25 protein-coding genes and 1 pseudogene are annotated in these 24,266 nt (G+C 39.7%); 23 read left to right on the plus strand and 3 right to left on the minus strand.

From position 1 onward, the window contains the following. Positions 1-100: 100 nt before the first annotated feature. The 21 genes and pseudogenes from glyA (at position 101) to EP57_RS12930 (ending at position 19,506) form a co-directional block, all read left to right on the plus strand. Complete coding sequence (gene glyA / locus EP57_RS12830) at positions 101-1,342, plus strand: serine hydroxymethyltransferase (protein ID WP_036087313.1); 1,242 nt, start codon at positions 101-103, stop codon at positions 1,340-1,342. Between the two features lie 140 nt (positions 1,343-1,482). Further along, on the plus strand, positions 1,483-2,112 hold the full coding sequence (gene upp / locus EP57_RS12835) for a uracil phosphoribosyltransferase (RefSeq protein ID WP_036087314.1): 630 nt from the start codon (positions 1,483-1,485) through the stop codon (positions 2,110-2,112). Positions 2,113-2,171: 59 nt separating this feature from the next. Beyond that, positions 2,172-3,314, plus strand: coding sequence for a non-hydrolyzing UDP-N-acetylglucosamine 2-epimerase (wecB, locus tag EP57_RS12840; RefSeq protein ID WP_036087316.1), 1,143 nt, complete (start codon positions 2,172-2,174; stop codon positions 3,312-3,314). 794 nt (positions 3,315-4,108) lie between these two features. Beyond that, positions 4,109-4,492: an ATP synthase subunit I gene (locus EP57_RS12845; protein ID WP_036065646.1), complete on the plus strand. Its 384-nt coding sequence runs from the start codon at positions 4,109-4,111 to the stop codon at positions 4,490-4,492. 21 nt (positions 4,493-4,513) lie between these two features. Further along, on the plus strand, positions 4,514-5,230 hold the full coding sequence (atpB, locus tag EP57_RS12850) for a F0F1 ATP synthase subunit A (protein WP_036087317.1): 717 nt from the start codon (positions 4,514-4,516) through the stop codon (positions 5,228-5,230). A gap of 103 nt (positions 5,231-5,333) precedes the next feature. Beyond that, the gene (gene atpE / locus EP57_RS12855; RefSeq protein ID WP_036065649.1) at positions 5,334-5,552 is read left to right on the plus strand and encodes a F0F1 ATP synthase subunit C; all 219 of its coding nucleotides are present in this window, start codon (positions 5,334-5,336) and stop codon (positions 5,550-5,552) included. A 71-nt stretch (positions 5,553-5,623) separates the two neighbouring features. Then, on the plus strand, positions 5,624-6,160 hold the full coding sequence (gene atpF / locus EP57_RS12860; RefSeq protein ID WP_221630061.1) for a F0F1 ATP synthase subunit B: 537 nt from the start codon (positions 5,624-5,626) through the stop codon (positions 6,158-6,160). After that, positions 6,157-6,696, plus strand: a complete 540-nt coding sequence (locus EP57_RS12865) for a F0F1 ATP synthase subunit delta (RefSeq protein WP_036087321.1) — start codon at positions 6,157-6,159, stop codon at positions 6,694-6,696. Before atpF ends, EP57_RS12865 begins: the two co-directional genes overlap by 4 nt. 29 nt (positions 6,697-6,725) lie before the next feature. Further along, the gene (atpA, locus tag EP57_RS12870; protein ID WP_036087323.1) at positions 6,726-8,237 is read left to right on the plus strand and encodes a F0F1 ATP synthase subunit alpha; all 1,512 of its coding nucleotides are present in this window, start codon (positions 6,726-6,728) and stop codon (positions 8,235-8,237) included. A 43-nt stretch (positions 8,238-8,280) separates the two neighbouring features. Continuing rightward, on the plus strand, positions 8,281-9,144 hold the full coding sequence (locus EP57_RS12875; protein WP_036087324.1) for a F0F1 ATP synthase subunit gamma: 864 nt from the start codon (positions 8,281-8,283) through the stop codon (positions 9,142-9,144). Positions 9,145-9,214: 70 nt separating this feature from the next. Next, the gene (gene atpD, locus EP57_RS12880; RefSeq protein ID WP_036087325.1) at positions 9,215-10,633 is read left to right on the plus strand and encodes a F0F1 ATP synthase subunit beta; all 1,419 of its coding nucleotides are present in this window, start codon (positions 9,215-9,217) and stop codon (positions 10,631-10,633) included. Between the two features lie 21 nt (positions 10,634-10,654). After that, positions 10,655-11,059 carry a F0F1 ATP synthase subunit epsilon gene (locus EP57_RS12885; RefSeq protein ID WP_036087327.1) on the plus strand — a complete coding sequence of 135 codons (405 nt, stop codon included), beginning with the start codon at positions 10,655-10,657 and terminating at the stop codon, positions 11,057-11,059. 161 nt (positions 11,060-11,220) lie between these two features. Next, positions 11,221-11,460, plus strand: coding sequence for a DUF1146 family protein (locus EP57_RS12890; RefSeq protein WP_036087328.1), 240 nt, complete (start codon positions 11,221-11,223; stop codon positions 11,458-11,460). Between the two features lie 183 nt (positions 11,461-11,643). Beyond that, a complete protein-coding gene (murA, locus tag EP57_RS12895) occupies positions 11,644-12,927 on the plus strand; it encodes a UDP-N-acetylglucosamine 1-carboxyvinyltransferase (RefSeq protein WP_036087329.1) in 1,284 nt (427 codons plus the stop codon). Between the two features lie 154 nt (positions 12,928-13,081). Then, positions 13,082-14,074 (plus strand): rod shape-determining protein, encoded by a 993-nt coding sequence (gene mreB / locus EP57_RS12900; protein ID WP_036087330.1) that lies wholly within the window; start codon positions 13,082-13,084, stop codon positions 14,072-14,074. A gap of 37 nt (positions 14,075-14,111) precedes the next feature. Further along, positions 14,112-14,543 (plus strand): 3-hydroxyacyl-ACP dehydratase FabZ, encoded by a 432-nt coding sequence (gene fabZ / locus EP57_RS12905; protein WP_036087331.1) that lies wholly within the window; start codon positions 14,112-14,114, stop codon positions 14,541-14,543. Between the two features lie 282 nt (positions 14,544-14,825). Continuing rightward, entirely contained in the window at positions 14,826-15,194 is a 369-nt protein-coding gene (locus EP57_RS12910; protein WP_036087333.1) for a single-stranded DNA-binding protein, read from the plus strand. 400 nt (positions 15,195-15,594) lie between these two features. Beyond that, a complete protein-coding gene (locus EP57_RS12915; RefSeq protein WP_036087335.1) occupies positions 15,595-16,428 on the plus strand; it encodes a LysM peptidoglycan-binding and 3D domain-containing protein in 834 nt (277 codons plus the stop codon). A 151-nt stretch (positions 16,429-16,579) separates the two neighbouring features. After that, positions 16,580-17,311, plus strand: coding sequence for a WecB/TagA/CpsF family glycosyltransferase (locus EP57_RS12920; protein ID WP_036087336.1), 732 nt, complete (start codon positions 16,580-16,582; stop codon positions 17,309-17,311). Positions 17,312-17,320: 9 nt separating this feature from the next. Next, positions 17,321-18,446: pseudogene (gene menC / locus EP57_RS12925) on the plus strand (o-succinylbenzoate synthase). Positions 18,447-18,468: 22 nt separating this feature from the next. Continuing rightward, entirely contained in the window at positions 18,469-19,506 is a 1,038-nt protein-coding gene (locus EP57_RS12930) for a glycosyltransferase family 4 protein (protein WP_375379796.1), read from the plus strand. A gap of 48 nt (positions 19,507-19,554) precedes the next feature. Here the strand turns inward: EP57_RS12930 and EP57_RS12935 are convergent, their stop codons facing one another. From EP57_RS12935 to EP57_RS12945, 3 genes are all read right to left on the minus strand, one after another. Beyond that, entirely contained in the window at positions 19,555-20,604 is a 1,050-nt protein-coding gene (locus EP57_RS12935) for an LCP family protein (protein ID WP_036087339.1), read from the minus strand. Between the two features lie 255 nt (positions 20,605-20,859). Then, positions 20,860-21,402 carry a GNAT family N-acetyltransferase gene (locus EP57_RS12940; protein ID WP_036087340.1) on the minus strand — a complete coding sequence of 181 codons (543 nt, stop codon included), beginning with the start codon at positions 21,400-21,402 and terminating at the stop codon, positions 20,860-20,862. Continuing rightward, positions 21,403-22,038 (minus strand): YigZ family protein, encoded by a 636-nt coding sequence (locus EP57_RS12945; RefSeq protein WP_036087342.1) that lies wholly within the window; start codon positions 22,036-22,038, stop codon positions 21,403-21,405. A 383-nt stretch (positions 22,039-22,421) separates the two neighbouring features. Between EP57_RS12945 and EP57_RS12950 the strand changes: the two genes are divergently transcribed. Together EP57_RS12950 and EP57_RS12955 are read left to right on the plus strand one after the other, a co-directional pair. Then, entirely contained in the window at positions 22,422-23,108 is a 687-nt protein-coding gene (locus EP57_RS12950; protein WP_036087343.1) for a response regulator transcription factor, read from the plus strand. A 20-nt stretch (positions 23,109-23,128) separates the two neighbouring features. Continuing rightward, positions 23,129-23,980 (plus strand): DegV family protein, encoded by an 852-nt coding sequence (locus tag EP57_RS12955; protein ID WP_036087344.1) that lies wholly within the window; start codon positions 23,129-23,131, stop codon positions 23,978-23,980. Positions 23,981-24,266: the final 286 nt, after the last annotated feature.

The following is a 24,266-nucleotide window of genomic DNA, read 5'->3' on the forward strand; positions in this document are numbered from 1 at the left end:
TTGCGCTAAAACACTTGCATTTTGTGGTGGAATGAGAGATTATTAAGGCAGGTACGAAAAGCTTTAAATAATCATTTGAGAAAAGGATGGGGATCCACACATGGTTTATCTACAAAAGCACGACAAGGCAGTTTTTGACGCAATTGAGTTAGAGTTAGGCAGACAACGGAATAATATTGAGTTAATCGCATCGGAGAATTTCGTGACAGAGCAAGTTATGGAAGCGATGGGATCTGTTTTAACAAACAAATATGCAGAAGGTTACCCTGGCAAACGCTATTACGGCGGTTGTGAATATGTTGATATTGTAGAAGACTTAGCTCGTGATCGTGCCAAGCAATTATTTGGCGCAGAATATGCAAATGTTCAACCTCACTCTGGTGCCCAAGCGAACATGGCGGTTTACCATGCAACGCTTCAACCAGGCGACACGGTACTCGGCATGAATTTATCGCACGGTGGTCACTTAACACATGGTAGCCCAGCGAATTTCAGTGGCGAATTGTATCAGTTCGTAGCTTACGGTGTAGACGAAGAAACCAAACAAATTGATTATGACAAAGTTCGTGAAATCGCTCTAGAACACAAACCAAAAATGATTGTAGCCGGAGCAAGTGCTTATCCGCGTGCGATCGACTTTTCTAAATTCCGTGAAATTGCGGATGAAGTTGGCGCGTACTTAATGGTCGACATGGCGCATATCGCAGGTCTTGTTGCCACAGGTCACCACCAAAATCCAGTACCTTACGCTGATTTCGTTACAACAACTACCCACAAAACTTTGCGCGGCCCACGTGGCGGTATGATTTTAGCAAAAGCGGAATGGGAAGCAAAACTAAACAAAGCAATTTTCCCAGGAATTCAGGGTGGTCCTTTAATGCACGTTATCGCTGCGAAAGCCGTAGCATTTGGCGAAGCGTTACAACCAGAATTCACAACGTATAGCGAAAATATTTTAAAGAACTCTAAACAATTAGCTAAAACATTGCAAGAAAACGACGTAGCGGTATTAACAGGCGGTTCTGATAACCATTTACTACTAATCGACCTAAAACCACTTGGCTTGACTGGTAAAGCTGTAGAAGCGGTTCTAGACGATGTCGGCATTACTGTTAACAAAAACACGATTCCATTCGAAACAGAAAGCCCATTTGTAACAAGCGGTATTCGCGTAGGCGTTGCAGCAGTAACAACTCGTGGTTTTGACGAAGTGGCTATCGAAAAAGTTGGTAAACTAATTGCTAAAGTATTGCACAATTTAGAAGACGAAGCGGTATTAGCCGAAGTAAAAGCCGAAGTGGCAAAAATCACGGCGGAATATCCATTATATCCATCACTATAAATAATAGAGAATCGCGCTAAACTACAAATTTGGCGCGATCTTTTTTTGTAGCAGTTTTTACATAATCAATATTTTACTTGCACAAGCAGGATTCTTTGATACAATAAGAGAAGGAAATTTACCTTAAAGGAGCGAATACAATGGCAAAAGTACACGTAATTGATCACCCGTTAGTGCAACACAAGCTAACGATCATCCGTGATAAAGATACTGGAACAAAAGCATTCCGCGAATTAGTAAACGAGGTCGCAACGTTGATGGCTTACGAAATCACTCGCGACGTAGAACTAGAAGATACATTCGTTGAAACACCACTTAAACGCACGCCCGCAAAAACAATTGCTGGTAAAAAATTAGGTGTAGTACCAATTCTCCGTGCAGGTCTTGGAATGGCAGACGGAATCTTAACGCTAATCCCAGCTGCAAAAGTAGGACACGTAGGACTTTACCGCGATCACGACACATTAGAGCCAGTCGAATATTTTGTAAAACTGCCATCCGATGTAGAAGAACGTCTATTCATCGTTGTTGACCCGATGTTGGCAACAGGCGGTTCTGCTATCATGGCAATCGATTGTCTGAAGAAACGTGGCGCTAAAAATATGAAGTTTATGTGTTTAGTTGCCGCTCCAGAGGGAATTAAAGCATTACAGGAAGCACATCCAGATGTCGATATTTATGTCGCAGGCTTGGATGAAAAATTAGACGAAAACGGCTATATCTTACCAGGTCTTGGAGATGCTGGCGATCGTCTATTCGGTACAAAATAAATAAATGAGAACGAGGAGGCGAAACAGTTTCCTCGTTTTTTCAGAAGGGAAAGTTAATCATGAGTAAAATCAAAGTAATGAGTGTATTCGGAACGCGCCCAGAAGCAATCAAAATGGCACCGCTTGTTTTAGCGTTAGAAGGGCAGCCCGAATTTTTTGAATCACGCGTTGTTATTACGGCACAACATCGCGAAATGCTAGACCAAGTTCTGGATATTTTCAATGTACAACCAGACGTCGATTTGAATATTATGCAAAAACAACAAACATTAACAGATATTACAACCCGCGCAATGCAGGGTTTGAATGAAGTTATCGCAACAGAAAAACCGGACATCGTTCTTGTCCACGGAGACACGACAACAAGTTTTGCCGCAGCTTTGGCAGCTTTTTATAATCAAACAGCAATTGGCCACGTAGAAGCGGGCTTGCGCACATGGAATAAATATTCGCCGTTCCCAGAAGAAATGAACCGCCAACTAACAGGCGTTATGGCAGACTTGCATTTCTCACCTACTGCACAATCGAAGCAAAACCTGCTAAGCGAAGGTAAAAACGAAGATGCTATTTTTGTTACAGGTAACACGGCGATTGATGCGCTGAAAACAACGGTACAAGACGACTATCACCATCCGATTTTGGAAGAATTAGGGGACCATCGTTTAATCTTGATGACTGCGCATAGACGTGAGAATTTGGGCGCGCCGATGCAAGGGATTTTCGAAGCCGTTCGTGAAATTGCCGAAGCACGCGAAGACGTTGAAATCGTGTATCCAATGCACATGAACCCAGCAGTCCGCGAAAAAGCAACAGCAATTCTAGGCGGCCATCCACGTATTCACTTAATCGAACCACTGGATGCCATCGATTTCCACAACTTCTTGAAGAAATCCTATCTTGTATTCACCGATTCAGGCGGCGTGCAAGAAGAAGCGCCAGGCATGGGTGTTCCAGTATTAGTCCTGCGCGACACAACCGAACGTCCAGAAGGCGTAGAAGCAGGCACATTGAAGCTTATCGGTACCGCAAAAGAAGACTTGAAAAAAGAAGCATTTGACCTACTAGACAACGAATCATCTTACGCAAAAATGACTAATGCCAACAATCCATACGGTGACGGCGAAGCGTCTGCGCGTATCCTAGAAGCCATCAAATATCACTTCAAAAAAACAACTGAACGTCCATCTGACTATACAGTCTAAGAGACGAAACCATAGTTCCCGATTTTGCGAGCTATGGTTTTTTTAGTACAGTGAAAAAGCAAGAAATCCCAATGGAAGCGCCTCATTGTTACAGATATATTACGGCGTCAGTTTTCGCTAGAGCTTTCCAATAGTTTGTGTTAAGATGAACAATGTTATTATCGAAAGAACCCAAAAGTAACTGTTCTATTCAATGCGTAGGGGATAATTGCTGGTCATACGGCACTGTCTCAATCCCGCCGACGCCTGATTTGTGGCGTAGACCGAATTGACCCAGATGTGCCGGGTAATTATAACTTTATACTCAAATAAGAATACGTGTTGTACTTTTTCGTTCTTTTTCACTGGAAAAGATGCTTATGCAGTCACGTTATCTGCCCAGAATCTTTTCTTAGCAAACAGGAAAGATTTTTTTGTTTTTCCAGTGTCTTACGGAGGTGTGGCGTGTGGAAATGCGTACGACAAAGTCAAAGTCTACGCGATATATGTAACTTTTCAAAAAAATGTTAAAAATTAATTCGCATTATTTCCAAGCGGTAGTGGAAGTGTGGTAAAATTGTAGACAAGTGGGTACGGAATTTGTGAAAAGATATTGACTTTTTACTTTTGCCTATTGTATGCTAAAAACTAGCACGCTGATAAGGCTTACAAGCGTGTTCGGCTTTTTGTTAGCATACAGGTAATGTGTAAAAAATCACAAAGTCTAAACTTGCTTCTGTCGTAAAATCTTAGTCACGTTTTATGGACGGGAAACAAAATTGGCCAATAACATTAAAGAAAGGACATCTGCCGGAATGTTAGAATCACTGATAGGAATGTATCATCGTCATCAGAAGTACATCATTGCGTTTGTTGGCATATGCGTAGCTGGATGGTTGCTAACCCCACATGTACATATTTTTTTGGGGCTAAAGCTAGGGATTATTGTAGGTTGGTTTAACTACTGGCTTCTAATGCGACGCACGCAAGCCATGACGAAAGCGATTGCTGAAAAGCGAACTTTCTATGGTATGGGAACAACTGCAAGAATGGGAAGCGTTCTACTTGCAACAATCATTGCGACACAAGTGCCAGATTTTTTTCACGTTTATAGTATGGTGATTGGTTTGGGCATTGTTTATTCCGTGGTTTTCTTAGATTTTGTTATCTATTCCATCTACCGGAAGAAAAACGCTTAAAAGAGAGAGGGGTGAACCAAATTGGAAGAGGAATTTCCAATATGGTACTTAGGGAAATTAGCATTTAACTTGTCTAATGTCCTGATGATTACAATTACGTGTATCATCGTACTGTTTATTGCAATCTTTTGTACTCGTAAGCTCCAAATGCGCCCAACAGGCAAACAGAACTTTATTGAATGGGTAATGGATTTCGTTAAAGGAATCATTAACAGCAATATGGACTGGAAAACTGGTGGACGGTTCCACGTATTAGGAATCACGTTGATATTCTTTATCTTCGTAGCCAATATGTTAGGATTGCCAATGCAGATTGCGGTTGGCGGTGAAGTATGGTGGCGTTCACCTACTGCTGATCCAATTGTAACGCTAACACTGGCGGTACTAATTATCGGATTGACTCACTATTACGGGATTAAGCTTAGAGGCACTAAACATTACGTTGTTGGAACCTACTTCAGCCCAATGAAATTTTTATTCCCGCTGAAGTTGGTAGAAGAATTCGCAAACACATTGACTCTCGGTTTGCGTCTATACGGTAACATTTTTGCAGGGGAAGTATTGCTAAGCATCATTGCATTGCAACTAGCACATATCAACCCAGTTGTTGGCGTATTCGCTATTATTCCAGCAGTTATATGGCAAGGGTTCTCTATCTTCATCGGAGCTATCCAAGCATATCTATTCACCGTGTTGACAATGGTTTACATGTCTCACAAAGTAAGTGACGAACACTAAGCAACACTCGCCACATCAAGGAGAAGTCAGACGTATGGGGCAAAACCCATAATCTTGTAATAAACAAAAATAATTTAGAAGATAATTCGAGGAGGATATTATTATGTCATTAGGTGCAATTGCAGCCGCTATCGCAGTAGGTTTAGGAGCTTTAGGAGCAGGTATTGGTAACGGTCTTATCGTATCAAAAACAGTTGAAGGTGTTGCTCGTCAACCGGAAGCACGTTCAATGCTACAAACAATCATGTTCATTGGTGTTGGTTTGGTTGAGGCCCTTCCAATCATCGCTGTTGTTATCGCCTTCATGGTAATGAATAAGTAATCGACATTTTTGGCGGGAACATACTCGCCATTCCTTTGTGTAAAGGCATGAAACGATACTAAAGCGAATGTATGGAAAGGAGTGAATCGAACGTGCTAGGATTTAATATTGCACTAGGTTCAGCCGTGTTTACAGCAGGCGATTCTATTTTTACCGTCGTATCATTCTGTATTTTGTTAGTCTTAATCCGAATCTTTGCGTGGAAACCATTGATGAATATCATGAAAGCCCGCGAAGAGCATATCGCATCGGAAATCGACTCGGCAGAAGAAAGTCGTGTACAAGCAGAAGCCCTTTTAGCTGAGCAAAAAGAAGTATTACAACAAGCCCGCGTGGAATCACAAACAATGATTGAAAACGCGAAACAACTCGGCGAAAGAGAACGCGAAGAAATTATCAAAGTTGCGCGCGCTGAAAGTGAACGCATTAAAGAAGAAGCCAAAAGCGACATTACTCGCGAAAAAGAAGATGCTATCAAAGCGCTTCGTGAACAAGTCGGCTCCTTGTCTGTCTTAATCGCATCCAAAGTTATTGAGAAGAACTTGGACGAAGAAGCACAATCCGCACTTGTACAAGAGTATATCGAAAGGCTAGGCGATGACAAATGAGCAAAGATTTAGAAGTTGCGAATCGTTACGCCGTAGCACTTTTTGAAGTTGCAAAAGATAAACAAATGACTGATCAGTTCGACGCTGAGCTAGCAATCGTGAAGGAATCTCTTGACCAAAGTGACGATTTCCGATCACTAATCGAGAACCCAACGATTACTATCGAAGCGAAAAAACAAATGCTGGCTACCGTTTTTGGCGGAATAACACCAGTATTACAAGATTTCATGTCTCTTCTCGTTGACCGCGGTCGCGAAGACTATTTAGTGACTATCATCGATCAATATTTGAAGAAAGTGAAAGACGCCCGTGGCATTGCAGACGCAGAAGTTTACTCCGTTGTCCCGCTTTCCAAAGCCGAAGAAGCCGAGTTATCCAAAGCCTTTGCAGCAAAAATGTCCAAAAACGAGCTTAACATTCATAATCATATCGACCCAAGCCTTCTTGGAGGCGTGCGGGTAGTTATTGGCAACCGTATCTATGACGGTAGTTTAAAATCAAAACTAAGAGACCTGGAACGACAAATTAAATTGTAAGTTTCCGGTGTAACCAAGGGGTGAATTTGATGAGCATTAAAGCTGAAGAGATCAGTGCTCTTATAAAGCAGCAAATTGAAAATTATCAATCTGAGCTAAAAGTTAGCGATGTCGGAACAGTTACCTATATTGGTGATGGTATCGCACGTGCTCACGGATTAGATAACGCAATGGCTGGAGAATTGCTAGAGTTCTCCAACGGTGTTATGGGTATGGCTCAGAACTTAGAAACCAATGATGTTGGTATCATTATTTTGGGACCTTATACTGAAATCCGTGAAGGCGATGAAGTTCGTCGTACAGGAAAAATCATGGAAGTTCCAGTTGGTGAAGGCCTAATCGGTCGTGTAGTCAATGCATTGGGACAACCAGTCGATGGCTTAGGTCCAATCGAATCATCAAGTACACGCCCAGTCGAAGCAGTAGCTCCAGGCGTTATGCAACGTCAATCCGTTAACGAACCGTTGCAAACAGGAATTAAAGCTATCGATGCCCTAGTTCCAATCGGTCGTGGTCAACGTGAGTTAATCATCGGTGACCGCCAAACTGGTAAAACAACAGTAGCTATCGATACAATCCTAAACCAAGCAGACCAAGACATGATTTGTATTTACGTTGCCATCGGTCAAAAAGAATCAACAGTTCGTACAGCCGTTGAAACTTTGCGTAAACACGGTGCACTCGAATACACAATCGTTGTAACAGCGTCTGCATCTCAACCAGCGCCACTCTTATACTTAGCTCCATATGCTGGTGTTGCGATGGGTGAGGAATTCATGTATAACGGTAAACACGTTTTGATTATCTATGATGATTTATCAAAACAAGCAGCCGCATATCGTGAACTGTCCTTGCTACTACGTCGTCCTCCAGGTCGTGAAGCATATCCAGGGGATGTATTCTACTTGCACTCACGTCTATTAGAACGTGCAGCAAAACTGAATGACTCATTAGGTGGCGGTTCAATTACAGCACTGCCATTCGTTGAAACACAAGCAGGTGATATTTCTGCATATATCCCTACCAATGTTATCTCCATAACTGATGGTCAAATATTCCTACAATCTGATTTATTCTTCTCAGGCGTACGTCCAGCTATCAACGCAGGTTTGTCCGTATCACGTGTTGGTGGTTCCGCACAAATCAAAGCGATGAAGAGCGTTGCCGGTACACTTCGTTTAGACCTAGCCTCATATCGTGAGTTGGAATCCTTCTCGCAATTCGGTTCAGACCTAGACGCAGCTACTCGTGCAAAACTAGAACGTGGTAAACGTACTGTAGAAGTTCTAAAACAAGATTTGCATAAACCACTAAAAGTTGAAAAACAAATTCTAATTCTTTATACACTAGTTCACTCATTCCTAGACGATATCCCAGTGGTAGACGTGCTACGTTTCGAAAGCGAAATGAACGCATGGTTTGACCATAATCGTCCAGAATTGCTGGAAACAATTCGTACAACGAAAAAGTTACCAGACGAAGCAGAACTAGACAGTGCCATTAAAGAGTTCAAAAATACATTTGTTCCGTCAGAAGCCTAATCAAGTTTTTGACTGACAAACGAAACAAAGGTGGTGAAAATCTTTGGCATCTTTAATAGATATTAAGCAACGCATCACATCCACAAAGAAAACAAGCCAGATTACGAAGGCAATGCAAATGGTTTCTGCATCCAAACTCGGACGCGCAGAAGAAAAAGCAAGAGCATTTGCCCCATACGTGGAAAAAATTCGTGATGTAGTAACCCATGTTGCATCAGGAAACAGCGCTGACCATCCAATGTTAGTAACACGTGCGGTCCACAGAACGGGCTATATCGTTATTACTTCTCATAAAGGTCTAGCTGGTGCCTACAATAGTAGCGTTATTAAAGAAGTATATAAACAAATTCAAGAAAAGCATACTTCAAGCGAAGAATATGCCATTATCGCTTTAGGAAGAGCAGGTGCAGACTTCTTTAAAGCTCGTCAAATGAATGTTGTTCTAGAAGTACCAAGTATTTCAGACCATCCGATTTTTGCCGAGATTAAAGATGTTGCGCGCAATACCGTCCAAATGTTTGAAGATGGTGTGTTTGATGAAGTATTTATCTTCTACAATCACCACGTGAATTCGATTTCTCAAACATTACGAACTGAGAAATTATTGCCATTAACAGAGTTCCATGAAACAGAAGTGGAACATGATTTGACAACGTACGAATTCGAACCATCCGAAGGCGAAATCTTGGAAGTGTTGTTACCGCAATATGTTGAAAGTCTGATTTTCGGTGCTGTTCTGGATGCCAAAGCCGCAGAACACGCTGCCCGAATGACAGCGATGAGAAGCGCGACTGATAATGCGACCGATATCATTGATGATTTGTCATTACAATATAACCGTGCTCGCCAAGCTGCGATTACACAAGAGATTACCGAAATTATTGGTGGTGTAGCAGCTCTCGAATAATATTTGAGAGTTGTCAGCCCGCCGTTTAAAGTTCCCTAATCAAGGGAGAGCAAGTGAGGAGGAAAATCGCATGACTGAAGGACGAATAATCCAAGTTATGGGTCCTGTTGTAGACGTTCAGTTTGATAACCACTTACCAGAAATCTACAATGCGCTTAAAGTTGAATACAAAGCACAATCCGAAGAGGAAAAAAGTGTAGAATTAACACTAGAAGTAGCAATCCATTTAGGTGACGATGTTGTTCGTACAATCGCGATGGCCTCTACTGATGGCGTTCAAAGAGGTATGCCAGTAATCGATACTGAAAGCCCAATCACTGTTCCAGTTGGAAACGTGACTCTAGGACGTGTGTTCAACGTACTTGGAAATACAATTGATTTAGATGAGCCGATCGCAAGTGACGTTCAGCGTAATAAAATTCACCGCTTAGCACCAACATTCGACGAACTATCGACAACAACTGAAATTCTTGAAACAGGAATCAAAGTTGTAGACTTGTTAGCACCATACGTAAAAGGTGGTAAAATTGGTCTGTTCGGTGGTGCCGGCGTAGGTAAAACGGTACTTATCCAAGAGCTGATTCATAACATCGCTCAAGAACATGGTGGTATTTCCGTGTTCGCTGGGGTAGGTGAACGTACTCGTGAAGGTAATGACCTTTACTTTGAAATGAAAGACTCAGGCGTTATTGAAAAAACTGCCATGGTATTCGGTCAAATGAATGAGCCGCCTGGTGCGCGTATGCGTGTAGCCTTGACTGGTCTAACTATTGCTGAATATTTCCGTGATGTAGAACACCAAGACGTTCTGCTTTTCATTGATAACATTTTCCGTTTCACGCAAGCTGGTTCAGAAGTATCAGCCTTGCTAGGACGTATGCCATCTGCCGTAGGTTACCAACCAACATTGGCCACAGAAATGGGTCAATTACAAGAGCGTATCACATCTACAAACGTAGGATCTGTTACATCGATTCAGGCTATTTACGTTCCTGCCGATGACTATACCGATCCAGCCCCAGCAACAACTTTCGCCCATCTAGATGCAACAACTAACTTGGAGCGTAAATTAACAGAACAAGGTATTTACCCAGCGGTAGATCCACTTGCTTCTACTTCTCGTGCACTTGCTCCTGATATCGTGGGAGAAGATCACTATGAAGTTGCAACACAAGTACAACAACTATTACAACGCTACAAAGAACTTCAAGATATCATCGCTATCCTAGGTATGGATGAGTTATCTGACGAAGACAAACAGGCAGTTGGACGTGCACGCCGTGTTCAATTCTTCCTAAGTCAAAACTTCCACGTAGCAGAACAATTCACTGGTCAAAAAGGTTCGTATGTCCCAGTTAAAGAAACAGTTAAAGGTTTCCAAGATATTCTTGCTGGTAAATATGATCACCTTCCAGAGGATGCGTTCCGTTCGCTTGGACGTATTGAAGAAGTTATCGAAAAAGCTAAAGGCATGGGTGTCGAAGTTTAATAAAAACAGGAGGAGATACACATGGGCATTTTAAATGTAAGTATTGTTACTCCAGATGGTCCTGTTTTCAGCGGTGAAGCAAATATGGTCATCGCAAGAACAAAAGCTGGCGAACTAGGTATTCTGCCTGGTCACGTTCCTTTAGTAGCCCCTCTAAAAATTGATGTCGTCCGCTTAAAGCACGATGGCGCAGAGGAATGGGTTGCAGTAAATGGCGGCTTTATGGAAGTAAATGGTGAAGAAGTGAATATTTTAGCTGACACCGCAGAACGTGAAGAAGAAATCGACATTGTTCGCGCCGAGGCAGCTAAGCAACGAGCAGAAGATGCGTTGAAAGATGCGAAAGACAAAAAAGTAGATGAACTAAAAGCAGAAGTCGCACTTCAAAAAGCAATCAATCGTATTCACGCCTATAATAAAAAATAATTTCTCACAAGTTTGGAGCTAATTACTCGTAAAAGGAGTCTAGCTCCAAACTTGTTTATTACATTTTGCAAAAAAACCACAATATAAAGCATATAAAATTGTTATTCTGTAACATTCCTGTTAAAATAGGATAGGTTGGTAAAAAATAATGGAGGCCACAGATGTATACAGTTATTGGACAACAAGCAATTATCGTAATGATTTCACATCTTCTTTTTATTGTCATTACATTTTGGGCATTACAGGCGCTTAATTTCGAGAAACTAATACGCCGAGATCATGTTATTCAAGCACGAGTCCTATATTTAATTATCGCCGTAGCTTTAGGAGTTACCATAAGTAATTTCTTTTTAGACTATTTCATCTCAGCTAGACAACTCGGAAATCTGTTCGGCAACTAATTTTTAACATTATTAAGAGGTTATAGTTGGTATACCTCTCTTAAAATTAGTGTTGAAATTAGGCAGTCATTAATGTTAGAATGTCATAGTGCGTTTAAATTCGCATAATTTCATTTCAATATTAATTTTAAGTGATATATACCAGTTTATGAATAGAGTAATTAATACGCGGAGGGGTTCGTTTTGGAAAAAATTATAGTCCGTGGAGGAAAACAGTTACAAGGAACAGTGAAAGTTGAAGGGGCAAAAAATGCTGTTCTGCCTGTTATCGCCGCTACATTATTGGCAAGTAAAGGAACAAGTACGTTAAGAAATGTTCCACGTTTATCGGATGTTTACACAATTAATGAAGTACTCAAATATTTGAAAGCAGACGTATCATTTGAAGACAACACAGTAACTGTGGATGCTACAGGTGATATTCTTTCTGATACTCCATTTGAATATGTTCGCAAAATGCGGGCGTCAATCGTTGTAATGGGGCCTCTATTAGCACGTACTGGTTCAGCGAAAGTTGCTCTTCCAGGAGGTTGTGCGATCGGATCTCGTCCAGTTGACCTTCATCTAAAAGGTTTTGAAGCAATGGGCGCTAATGTGAAAATTGAAAATGGCTATATAGAAGCAACTGCAGACAAATTATCTGGTGCTAAAATATACTTAGATTTTCCAAGTGTGGGCGCTACTCAAAACATCATGATGGCAGCTACTTTAGCGGAAGGCACTACAGTAATCGAAAACGTTGCTCGTGAACCAGAAATTGTTGATTTAGCTAACTTCCTTAATCAAATGGGTGCACGTGTCATCGGTGCAGGAACAGAAGTTATCCGTATCGAAGGCGTTAAAGAATTGACGGCAACGGATCATTCTATCATCCCTGACCGTATCGAAGCTGGAACATTCATGATTGCAGCCGCTATTACAGGCGGTAATGTACTTATTGAAGAGATGGTACCAGAACACATTAGCTCGCTTATTGCTAAGCTAGAAGAAATGGGCGTTAAAATTACAGAAGAAGACAATGGCGTACGTGTTATCGGACCAAAACATTTGCGAGCAGTTGATGTTAAAACATTGCCGCACCCTGGCTTCCCTACGGATATGCAATCACAAATGATGGTTATCCAAATGCTAAGCGAAGGCACAAGCGTAATGACCGAAACCGTATTTGAAAATCGCTTCATGCACGTAGAAGAAATGCGCCGTATGAATGCTGATATGAAAATCGAAGGACACTCTGTTATAATATCTGGTCCTGCAAAACTTCAAGGTGCTGAAGTCGCAGCAACAGATTTACGCGCAGCAGCAGCATTAATTTTAGCAGGTCTTGTTGCAGAGGGTTATACACAAGTAACAGAACTTAAATATCTCGATCGTGGTTATTATGATTTCCATAAGAAACTCCAAGCACTGGGCGCGGATATCGAGCGTACGAGTGATACTAAAAAAGTTGAAGCAGACACTATTTAATAATCGAAGAACTAGGTCGTATAGGCCTAGTTCTTTTCTAAATTGTAAACCTTTAATGAAAATATATATAAGTTATAAGAAATATGCTATAATGCAAATGAGATAGTACGAAGTATTACATATGAAACAACTCAGAAAGGGGTCATTATAAACTATGGCAAAAGATGTTGGGATTGATCTAGGAACAGCAAATGTTTTAATTCATGTAAAAGGAAAAGGGATTGTACTAAACGAGCCATCAGTCGTAGCAATTAACAATGTCACAAATGAAGTATTGGCTGTAGGAACAGAAGCTAGAAATATGGTAGGAAGAACTCCAGGTAATATTACGGCGATTAAACCAATGAAAGATGGTGTGATAGCCGATTTTGATATTGTTCAAGAAATGTTACGTTTCTTCTTGCAGAAGCTTGATTTGAAAAGCTTTTTCTCAAAACCGAGAATATTAATTTGTTGTCCAACAAACATTACTTCAGTCGAACAAAAAGCAATTCGAGAAGCAGCTGAAAGAAGCGGCGGGAAACAAGTCTTTATGGAAGAAGAGCCTAAAGTAGCTGCGATTGGTGCAGGTATGGATATCTTCCAGCCAAGTGGTAATATGGTTATTGATATTGGTGGAGGAACAACGGATATCGCAGTACTCTCAATGGGTGATATCGTAACAAGTAGATCGGTAAAACTTGCAGGTAATCAATTAGATGGCGATATCCTACACTATATTAAGAGAACATATAATCTTTTAATTGGTGAGCGTACATCGGAAGAACTGAAAATCAATGTAGCTACAGCGTCTCCTGGTGCAAGACAAGAGTCTATGGATATTCGTGGTAGAGACTTAGTGACAGGGTTACCTAAGACAGTCACAGTAACAAGTGATGAAATCGAATTGGCACTAAGAGAATCAGTTAATGTCATTGTTCAGGCAGCAAAACAAGTACTAGAGCAAACTCCGCCAGAACTATCGGCAGACATTATTGATCGGGGTATTATCATGACTGGCGGCGGCTCGCTTTTACATGGCTTGGACGAATTATTGGCTGAGGAATTGAAAGTCCCAGTTCTTCTAGCTGAAAATCCATTAGATGCTGTAGCTATAGGTACAGGAATTCTTTTAGAGAATGCAAGAACTAAGAAAAGCTGGCGTTAACAAGCTAATCTAGTTAATAATTGTACGGAGGTTTAGTATGTTAGATATAAGCGAGATTAAAAAAATATTACCGCATAGGTATCCATTTCTTTTAGTAGACAGAGTCATTGAGTTAGAAGACAAAAAAGTAGTTGCAATAAAAAATGTAACTGCGAACGAAGAGTTCTTCAACGGACACTTTCCAGAATACCCGGTTATGCCAGGTGTACTAATTGTAGAGGCACTGGCTCAAACGAGTGGTATTGCAATGATGCAAGTAGAAGGAAATGAAGGCAAGATAGGCTTATTTGCCGGAATTGATAATTGTAGATTTAAAAGACAAGTTATACCAGGCGATCAATTGCGTCTTGAAGCTGAGATACTTAGACTAAGGGGCTCTATAGCAAAAGCGCAAGTAAGGGCCACGGTTGATGGAGATATTGTTTGTGAAGCAGAAATAATGTTTGCTTTAACTGATGTAAACAAATAATGAATGAATAAGTCGCGACTCGTTCGTGGCTTATTTTATTTGAATCTGAATTTAGAATTCGAGAATAACACAGTTAACTTCAAAAATAAAGCGAATAAAAAACTTCCCAAAAGGTGAAAATTCTATTTTAACAGGACGTATTTGAGACATAATTATATTTTCCTTTAGAGAAAATCTGTTTTCCAAGACTATTAAACCTATGAAAAAAATTTTTAGTGATTTTACAAAAGGTAAGTGAAGTATTATGCTGTATTCAACTTGAAAATAGGAGTGGGTGCATATATGATTAACCAAGTGACAATTGTAGGAAGACTAACTGAAGATCCTGAAATAAGATTCACATCGGATGATAAGGCGGTGGTGAATGTAACGGTTGCATTAAATCGTTTTGGCAAAGGTAGAAGAGTAGACCACGCGGCCGATTTTATACCATGCGTTATTTGGGGAAAGCAAGCAGAGAATACGGTAGAATATTGTCAAAAAGGCACGTTGGTGGGAATTATTGGTGAATTACAGACTCGAAATTACACGAATAGAGAGGAGAAGAAAATTTATGTAACGGAAGTGTTAGTGGATAAAATACGCTTTTTAAATAAAAAAAGGGAAAGTAAGGAAATGGAGATAGAGGAAGAGCAAGAATTAGAGGGCTGAAACAGCGATAATATTTGTAATCTCTTGTCATATTTCAAGGGAAATGAAGCATAAATCCTTTTATCTAAAAATTATTTGGGCAAATTCTCAGTTTTTTTGAAATAAAACAAAGGGTATTTAAAAATATATTGATATAAAAATATTATTTTAATGAACTATAATTCTAAGCTAGTTTTAAATTGTAGGGCACTGGTACAATAGGGTTCAAAAGCATTTATCCTAATTATTATTAGAAAAATGTTTTAGAAAGAAAATTAAATCAATATAGTTGATTAACAAATGTTACGCACAAAGATAGCGATTAATGCTTCATGTCACGTAGCTTTAATAGTTTAGTAACCAAAATCCATTTTCCATATGATACGATTGTTCTCGAAGTTATCAAGGAGGTAATTGTTACATGAAAAAAACAGTAGTAACTATCGCAGCTGGGTTAGTTTTAGCTGGTGGAGTTGGATCGACGCAAGCAAGTGCCGCAGAATATACGGTTAAGCCAGGGGATTCCCTTTGGAAAATTTCTAATGAAAATAATGTCTCTATAAATCAAATAAAAGTGGCTAACAAATTGACGTCGAATCTAATTTTTCCTAATCAAAAATTAGAAGTAGGAACTGCCGCACCTGAAGCAACTACTACAGCAAAAACGTATACAATTGTATCAGGAGATACCCTAAGCAAAATTGCTTTGGAAAACAGTGTTACAGTAGCTGAGTTAAAGAAATGGAACGAGTTGTCGTCTGACTTAATTATTGCGGGTAATACTTTGAAAATTATCAGTGATTCTCAAGAAACAGTGGCACCAAAACAAGAAGTGAAAGAAAGTACATCTTCTAATTCAAGTGTCCAAGAGCAACAACCAACTCAAAAACAACAACCGCAACAAAAATCAAATAGCAATCAACAAAGTAGCCAATCTCAAAGCTCTAGCAAAAGCTCATCAAAAAGCGTTGCTAAAGAAATCACAGTGACGGCTACTGCATATAGTAAGGCGGAACCAGGTATGGGACATATTACAGCTTCAGGTATTGATTTGAACGATAATCCTCGAGTAATTGCTGTGGATCCTTCCGTTATCCCACTAGGAACGAAAGTTTACGTTGAAGGATACGGAGAAGCTATTGCTGCTGATACTGGCGGTGCCATCAAAGGAAACAAAATTGATGTGCATATGAATACGGTACAAGCATGCTATAATTGGGGCGTTAAAACAGTTAAAGTACAAATACTTAACTAAAAATAGTCTTACAGGATCGTGGCTAATTCCATTTAGCCGCGATTTTTTTATGTTTTCATACATAAATCGTATAATATTATCTAATTTTAACATAGGAAGAATTGAATATTTATGATAAACTAATAGCTAGGAGAAATATAGGAGTGAGCATATGGAACAGACTGTAGAGATTTTAGGTATTCCGTTTTATAATGTTTCTCAAAATGCTTTTATAGAAGAGTTGATGGGGGCAGCAGCGAACAACGAACGTAGATTTGTTGTGACCGCTAATCCGGAAATTGTAATGCATGCGCAACAAGATATTGCTTTTAACCAAGCTGTTCTGAATGCGGACTATATTGTCGCTGATGGCATTGGTGTTGTAAAAGCAGCGAGTAGTATTGGAAAGCCGTTGCAGGGCCGAGTAACTGGTTATGATACCATGCTCGGACTTTTAAAAAGGGCAAATGAAATGAAAATGCGAGTATACTTTCTTGGCGCAAAGCCAAATGTTATAGAAAAAGTGGTTGAACAAGTTCAAATTAATTATCAAAATATTGAAGTTGTTGGGGCACGCGATGGGTACTTTTCTGCGGAGGAATCTGCCCTAATTGCGGAGGAAATTACTGCGAGTGAGGCGGATTTTGTTTTCTTAGCGCTAGGGTTTCCTAGACAAGAGAAATGGATAGCAGCTAATTTAGAGAATTTCAAGAAGGGGATTTTTATAGGCGTTGGTGGAAGTTTTGACGTCTTTTCAGGGTGCACGAAAAGAGCGCCAGGAATTTGGGTTAAGCTCAATTTAGAATGGCTGTACCGAATTTTGTCACAACCAAGTAGGTGGAGAAGGGCAATGGCAATTCCGCGATTCATGGCAGCTGTACAACGACAAAGAAAGCAAGGGTGATTCTGAGTTATGTTGATTAAGAAGGCGGAAATATTCCACTTGCAAATGCCGCTTCTAGCTCCGTTTAAGACGAGTTATGGTGAAATGAGTATAAAACACTTATGCATCGTGAAATTGGTCTCAGAAGACGGTATAGAGGGCTATGGCGAGCTAGATGCATTTGAGGTCCCTTGGTACACAGAAGAAACGACAGAAACGGCTAGCTTAATCATCAAATCTCATTTATTACCTCAACTAAAAGGCGTGGATTTACAAAATCCGAATCAAGTGAATACGTTGTTCAAGGTTTTTCGAGGAAACGAGATGGCCAAAGCGGCTGTCGAAACAGCAATTTGGGATATGTTTGCCAAAGCATCTAATCAACCGTTAGCCACATTTTTAGGAGGCTCCATCGGCGACATTGACGTAGGTGTGAGCATTGGTATTCAAGAAAGCCCAGAAATTTTAGTCAATGTTGTTCGAAAATATGTTTCTGAAGGCTACTCACGTGTGAAACTAAAGATCAAACCAGGCTCTGATGTCGAATCTGTCAAGCAGGTCAGAGCAACTTTTCCGAATTTAAGCTTGATGGTAGATGCTAATTCTGCGTATACAAGAGCGGATATTGAAACGTTAAAGAAACTTGATAAGTACGACTTGGCAATGATAGAGCAGCCTTTTGGGACAACGGATTTTGTAGATCATGCATGGCTTCAAAAACAAATTGCTACCCCAGTATGTTTGGATGAGAATATTCGATCTTTAGAAGATGTGAAACAAGCCTTCACGCTACAAAGCGCAAAAGCAATTAATCTGAAAATAGCAAGAGTTGGCGGTTTAGCAGAAGCAATAAAAATCGCAGAATTCTGCTTTGAAAACAATATGTTAGTTTGGTGTGGCGGAATGTATGAGGCTGGAATTGGTCGAGCACATAATATCGCATTGGCGTCGCGCGCAGAATTCACATTTCCTGGTGATATATCTGCATCAAATCGTTACTTTCATCAAGATATTATTCAAGATGAAATTACAATTAATAATGGAAAAATAGCAACGCCTACAAATATAGGAATAGGTGTTACGGTAGATCAGCCAGTCTTGGAGAGCTACTGCACGAAACGAGAAGTCATTGTGTTAGACTGAAGGATGGAGCTGAAATTAAGTTGCAAATATGGATTATGATTATTTGTTTTCTAATCGGGATTTTACTTATTCCGTTAGTGCGCAAATTTGCTTTTTTTATAAATGCTGTGGATGAGCCGCGGGAAAGACATATTCATAAAAAAATCACCCCAACATTAGGTGGACTTGCTATTTTCCTTTCTTTTACGGTAGGGATGATTTTGCTAGCTGTCGATAAAACCGAATTTTTGCCAGTGTACATAGGTGCGTTGATTATTGTTACAACTGGACTTATTGATGATATTATCGAATTATCGCCTCGTTGGAAGCTTGTTGGTCAAATCGCTGCGGCATTGTGCGTGGTATTATGGGGACAAATTACGATTGAATTCATCAACATTCCGTTCGTGGGTCCGCTATACTTTGGTGGTTGGGCGATCCCGATTACAATTATTTGGATTGTTGCGATTGTTAATGCGTTAAACCTGATTGATGGCTTGGACGGGCTTGCTGGTGGTGTTGCGATTATTGCTTTGCTGACGATTGCAGGAATGGCGCTATTGCTACAAGATGTTTTCGTGGCACCAGTGGCATTTATGCTAATCGCCTGTATTTTGGCGTTCTTGGTGTATAATTTCCCGCCAGCTACGATATTTATGGGAGATACAGGATCATTATTTTTAGGTTACATGATAGCAGTATTATCACTGATGGGCTTTAAAAACGTTACTTTTATTTCGATATTAGTACCTCTGATTATTCTAGGTGTGCCGCTTTCTGATACGTTTTTTGCGATTATTAGACGATTGAAGGCTAGAACGCCGATTTCGATGGCGGATCGTTCGCATATTCATCATCGTTTGCTAGCACTAGGCTTCTCGGAACGGCAAACTGTGCTACTCATATACTGCATGGCAATTCTTTTTTCCATCACAGGTTTTGTATTTTCCTTTTCAACAACGTGGGGAGCTGTTATTTTACTACTGCTACTCGCATTTTGTATTGAAATAATCGTGGAATTTATAGGGCTCATAGGCGAAAATTACCGCCCAATCTTGAATATATTATCAAAAGTACGGCGAAAACGAAAATAAAATAAGGCGCTAAATCGATGAATGGAATCACTGGTTTAGCGCCTTATTTTATTGATTAGTATTTTCTTCGCTGTACGGCATTGCGTTCGGGAATGGCTTATTGACACCTTTTAACTGGCTGGCAAACTCATTCGCAACACTTTCTACAGAGTTCTCATCTAGTTGGTAGTAATAGACACCATCTTGTGGGGCATCTTCTCCTTTTAGAGCCAATGATTTCATGTCAATATCATTAGTCATACCATATTTAGCGATGGAAAGCATTTGTGAGAAAGTCATGTTTGTTTTCATGTTATCGCCGACAGCTTTGATTACGTCTGAATACTTGTTGATAGAACCGATAGAAGTTGCCTTGTCAATAATAGCTTTCATGACAAGTTGTTGTCTTTTACCACGTTCGATATCATTATCGATGTGACGCGTCCTAGAAAGGGCAAGGGCTTGTTCGCCATTTAGCGTTTGTTTTCCCTTCTTCAATGTGATTGCGCCAGCTTTGTCGTTGGAATCTTGCTCCGTGAAATCAACTGGAACATCAACATCCACGCCATTAAGGGCATCCACAATTTCTAGAAAAGCATCAAAATTAAAGCGAATGTAGTAATCGACCGGTACTTTGAATAGGTCCTCCACGGTTTTCATTGTTAGTTCAGGTCCACCAAAAGCATGGGCCGCGTTTATTTTTGTATATCTGTTTGTTGTGTTGTCATCACTTTGAATATGAACATAAGAATCACGAGGGATACTTGTCATTTCTAATTTGTTATCTTCCACATTGAGCGTCGCTAGAATAAGCGCATCACTTCTAGGGTTACCACCATTATTAGCTTGACGTTTAGTACTGTCATCAACACCGATAATCAAGAAAGAAAAGCTATCCTTTATCGGATCCACATCTTTATCTCGTAAGGAGGAAGCTTCCCCACTCCGAACATTATCATAAGAGTTATCTACTGCAAGTTTAGCAGAACTGAATAAGAATGTAGCGTATCCAGCACCGGCGAGTACAATTAGCATCAATGGGACCAAAACTAGAAAAAGTACCAAGCGGCGTCGTTTATATTTTGCGCTTCTTGGTGCAGGGCTTTTGTTTATAGGCATGAATTGTTTGCTCCTTATAAATTAAATTCTAAGAGTTACGTTATTATCCCGAAGTAAGTATCTGTTCATCAGATAGTTGTCATTGTACCATATTAAAAGAACGCACTTGTTACAGCCAAATTACGTCTATTTTAAAGTTACAATAAACGTGCTGTAAACATCTGCACTTTTTTCTATTATACATAAGTCGCTGGCAAATTAACATCATTATTATCATGAAGCACATAAAATAAGTCGTATGTAATGGCTAGAAATTTATTTCAAATTGAGCTTATATTGCCTAACTTTTTCAAGATTTTTACTCTTCATGTCGAATTCGGAGACCAAATCATCAAATTGAAAGCCTAGTTTTATAAGTAACGTGCTAGATGGAGCATTTTTAGGAGACACTTTTGCGGTTAGTGTTCTAATAGGCGTTGTACTATGTATCACATGGATAAAAGTACTAAGAATGGTAGACATAATCCCTTTTCGCCAATAAGCTCGCTTCAATTCATAGCCAATTTCGGCAGTCATTGTCCCTAAATAAAGTTCATTTATACCAAAAGAGCCAATGAGTTCCTTTGACATTGTATTCTCTATAACATAACGGCAAGCTGTTTCTGTCTTGTCGATAGCATCAATGATTTCTTTGGCTTGGGTTAGTGTATCAAATGTTTCTATATTCATGTATTCCGTAACTTTCGTATCCGACCAGATTTCGAGAAGCTGCTCAGCATCCTCGGCAGTCATATACCGGATATGCCAAGTATCGCTCACGAATTCACTAGGAAGGGTTTGCAATGTTTCTACTAACATTTAAATGACATCCTTTTCACGATATTTTTCGCCAGATTCGTGCATTTTAATTTGGCCATTTGTTATGTTTACAGCCCATTCTTGAAAATTAGAAACGTCAGGACTGTCCACATATACATCGATGGTAACTTTGTCGGTAAATGTCGTATTGGCTATTTGATAATTTTGTTGTTCCAGTGCATTTTCAAATTTCGCATGGGCAGAATAATCAAGTGTACAGGATATAATAATGGCAAGTGAACGCTCGACAATACCGATAGCGTTACAAGCCTCACTAACCGAATTACCATATGCACGAACCAATCCTCCAGCGCCTAACTTGACACCGCCGAAATATCTAGTTACTACAACCGCAACATTTTTCAGGTGCTTTTTCTTCAAAACTTCTAACATAGGGACACCGGCTGTTCCACTAGGCTCTCCATCATCATTCGCTTTCTGAAATTGATCTCGTTCGCCAATAATATATGCAGAACAATTGTGACTCGCGTTCCAATGTTCTTTCTTTATCCTTTGAATGAAGTCCTGTGCTGTTTTTTCATCTTCAGCCCTAATGACAGAGCAAATAAATCTAGATTTTTCGATGATGATTTCATGTTGCCCAGCTTCTTTAATCGTTAAATACTTTTCCATCATATAGGCCTCCAATAGTTAATTTAATTACTCTATTTCACATTTTAACGGAAAAACGAAGACATGTATAGTTATAAAATGTGTTTGGTGGATATTTGAAAGATGAAGTGGGAGCAAATTCATGGTATAATGAAATTCATTGTTACTTTTGATAGATAAACTTCTTTTCATCTAGGCATTTTTGTAGAAATTCAAATGTCTATCCAGAGTGTTCAGAAAAAGTAGTTAGGCAACGAATAACAATGGCTTCTAGAAAAGCATGAAATGATAAAAAGATAAGCTATAGAAATATAGTCAGCGAATTATTTGAATCAGGCTTTAGAACTGATAAGGGGATAAAATGGGAACGAATATGGAAATATCAATTTGAAGGAGGATTTCTCATTATGACTGTGAAAATCATGATTGTAGACGATCATCAATTATTTCGTGAAGGTATCAAACGCATACTAGAGCTAGAAGACTCATTTGAAGTGGTTGCAGAAGCCGAGAATGGAAAAAATATTGTTGCGAAAGTACGCGAATATCGACCTGATATCGTGTTAATGGATATAAACATGCCAACAGTAAATGGCTTAGATGCTACAGAAATGCTAGTAAGACAATTTCCAAGTATTAAAGTAGTAGTTCTGACAATCCATGACACAGATGAATTCGTGACAGAAGCATTGCGCGCAGGTGCAGTCGGCTACCTACTGAAAGAAATGGATGCTAAAGACCTTGTTGACGCAATCAAGACTGTGGAAGATGGTGGAGCTTATATCCATCCGAAAGCTGCTATTAAATTAGTACGTGAATATCGCCATTTGGCCAGCACTAACAATGCGCAGGGTGCTTACGGCTATCAACAACCCGAAGTGAAAATGCCGCTACATATTCTCACACATAGAGAATGTGAAGTACTGCAATTATTAACAGATGGCAAGAGTAACCGTGGTATCGGCGAAACGCTATTTATCAGTGAAAAAACAGTTAAAAATCATGTAAGTAGTATCTTGCAAAAAATGAAAGTAAACGACCGAACACAAGCTGTTGTTACTGCAATCAAAAACGGCTGGGTGTTCATTAGATAGTATCAAATTGAGGTGACATTATGGGGGAAAAAATTGCTATCGTGACAGACAGCACTGCTTATCTACCCCAAGCAGTGACAGAAGAACTTGAAATTTATAGTGTGGCGCTTTCTGTAACGATTGATGGAAAGTCCTATATTGAAGACAAGGACATTGAAGAACATTCTTTTTACGATTTGGTGAAGAATGCGAAAACCTTTCCGACAACATCGCAACCTGCTCCAGGCGAATTTGTTTCTTTGTACGAGAGCTTACGCGATAAAGGATTTGATACAATTATTAGCATACATCTCAGCAGTGGAATCAGCGGAACTTATCAAAACGCAATATCTGCCGGGGAGTTAGTTTCAGGTGTTAATGTCATTGCATATGATTCAGAAATCGCCTGTATGGCAATGGGAATGATGGTTGAAAAAGCTGCACATTTAGCCAAAGATGGAGCAACATCTGATACAATACTGTCCAATTTAGATGCGATGAAACAAGCGCTAGATGCCTACTTTATTGTAGATGATTTGAATCACTTAGCTAGAGGCGGAAGACTTTCCAATGCCCAAGCGATTATCGGAAGCTTACTGCAAATTAAACCTATTCTTCACTTTGAAGACACGAAAATCGTTCTTTTTGAAAAAATCCGTACGCAGAAAAAAGCATTGAGAAGAATCGAAGCTCTATTAGGTGAAGCAGTAGCTAATAAAACAGCACAGCAAGCCCACATTGTTCAAGGTAATTGCTATGAAAAAGCAGAAGCCTGGAAAAATGAGCTACAGAAACAATATCCTACTGTGGATTTCAAAATCAGTTACTTTGGACCAGTCATTGCAACGCATTTAGGCGAGGGCGCGCTAGCTCTTGTCTGGACAATTAAATAAAATTTGAAAGCCTTCTAACACGTTTAGGAGGCTTTTAGTGTACTCCAAAAAAATAAAAAGTCAAAATGCCTAAAAAAGTTCAAAAGCACTGCAAAATGTTTGGAATAAGGGCAGAAAACAGCTGATTTCTTTTAAAATATCATTTTGAAACAGAAAATGGACGGAAAATAGAAAATTAGCAGTTCGCCAAAATTATTTATTTCGTGTATAACTAGTGTACGAGGTGATTACAGTGTGTAGCAGAATAGAAGGAAGACTATACTTAGCTAACGAAATCACGAGGACA

The organism is Listeria booriae, assembly GCF_000766865.1.
GTDB classification, from domain to species: domain Bacteria; phylum Bacillota; class Bacilli; order Lactobacillales; family Listeriaceae; genus Listeria_A; species Listeria_A booriae.